This is a genomic window from Vreelandella arctica, from assembly GCF_037070215.1.
Lineage (GTDB): Bacteria > Pseudomonadota > Gammaproteobacteria > Pseudomonadales > Halomonadaceae > Vreelandella > Vreelandella arctica.
This window is the reverse complement of record NZ_JBANSN010000091.1, coordinates 1-1,131: the sequence shown is the minus strand read 5'-3', so window position 1 is coordinate 1,131 and position 1,131 is coordinate 1. Positions and strand designations below refer to the sequence as shown.

Sequence of the window (1,131 nt, the reverse complement as noted above, 5' to 3'; positions counted from 1 at the left end):
CGACTGGCGCGGAACTTTATGTTGGGCATGGCACTGTCTGGGTGAATGGCGATAATGGCTATATTGCCATGCAGGTCAGTGGGTTAGAAGTGCTTCCGAGGGCCGGTCTCACGGATTCAGGAGTTATTCATCTATATCATTTGATCAATGGAGCCGCTATTACAATATTGAATCTAAACGGCTAGCGTTGCTATCTCATAGAGGGGTTAATCATAAAATAACTGATCGCCGTATACATTCTTATTGGGGTAACGATTGGATGCGTCACCATGGTCTTTCAACGGATCATGGTTCTGACTGGATAATTAAAATATTCAGAAAGCACAAAAGTTCTTTTTCATACTTGCAACACTTTTCTTGTTGGCTAGGAGTGCGGGGTGACTCACTTGAAATAATTCTCCATGATGAGCTTAAGAAAGTGTTGCAATACAGCGAATCTACTAATAAAACTAAAAAGATAAAGTATTCTAACAATGATGAGAAGAGAATAGAGTATCGTAAGGAATGGATTAGCTGCTTAAAGAAATACGAATATTTGTGTGATATAAGGAATGATAAAAATGGTAGGCGATTTTATTCTTGGTTATATAGATATGATTTTTCATGGCTCGAAAAGAATAAACCCGTGCAAAAAATTAATAAGGAATGCTTTAGAAATGTTGACTGGAAAAAGCGAGATAGAAGTGTTGTAAGGTACTTAATTGATATGGAACGCTCCATCTGGCAGAGGTTAGATGGTCGACGAAGGTCTATGTCATGGTACTGTCAGCAACTGAAAGTAAAGTCCTTTTACTCGTTAAAAGTCGAAAAAATGCCTCTGTGTCGACTTTTTTTTATAAAATATGCAGAAACAGTTGAAGAGTATCAGGCACGGCGCTTAGCATACCATTTATCTTGTATGATTACGGCTAAGCGTGGTGAAGTGAATAGCTATGAGCTATATAAAAAAGCTGGCCTTAGTGCCAAAACGATCTATCAGTCAGTTGATATTATTATCAAAAAAGATATTCCCTGAATCCGTGAAGCCGGCGCCGACACTTTCCCTATCACCGCCAGCGAGCACTTTTTGATCCTTCGCCCCGTGCAAGTTGGCTTTCGCAAGCCCGTTATTGCCAAAACCCACCGTGCTGA

General features: G+C 40.0%; 2 protein-coding genes. Both read left to right on the top strand.

What is annotated here, in order from left to right; genetic code table 11:
* Nucleotides 1-185: hypothetical protein (locus tag V8L70_RS22795; protein ID WP_336270708.1), on the top strand; the 185-nt coding region annotated here is incomplete at its 5' end.
* A 74-nt stretch (nt 186-259) separates the two neighbouring features.
* On the top strand, nt 260-1,015 hold the full coding sequence (locus tag V8L70_RS22790; protein WP_336270707.1) for a TnsD family Tn7-like transposition protein: 756 nt from the start codon (nt 260-262) through the stop codon (nt 1,013-1,015).
* Nucleotides 1,016-1,131: the final 116 nt, after the last annotated feature.

Coding starts and splice junctions, on each gene's coding strand:
- V8L70_RS22790 (WP_336270707.1), top strand. CDS start 260: ATGCGTCACCATGGTCTTTCAACGGATCATGGTTCTGACTGGATAATT.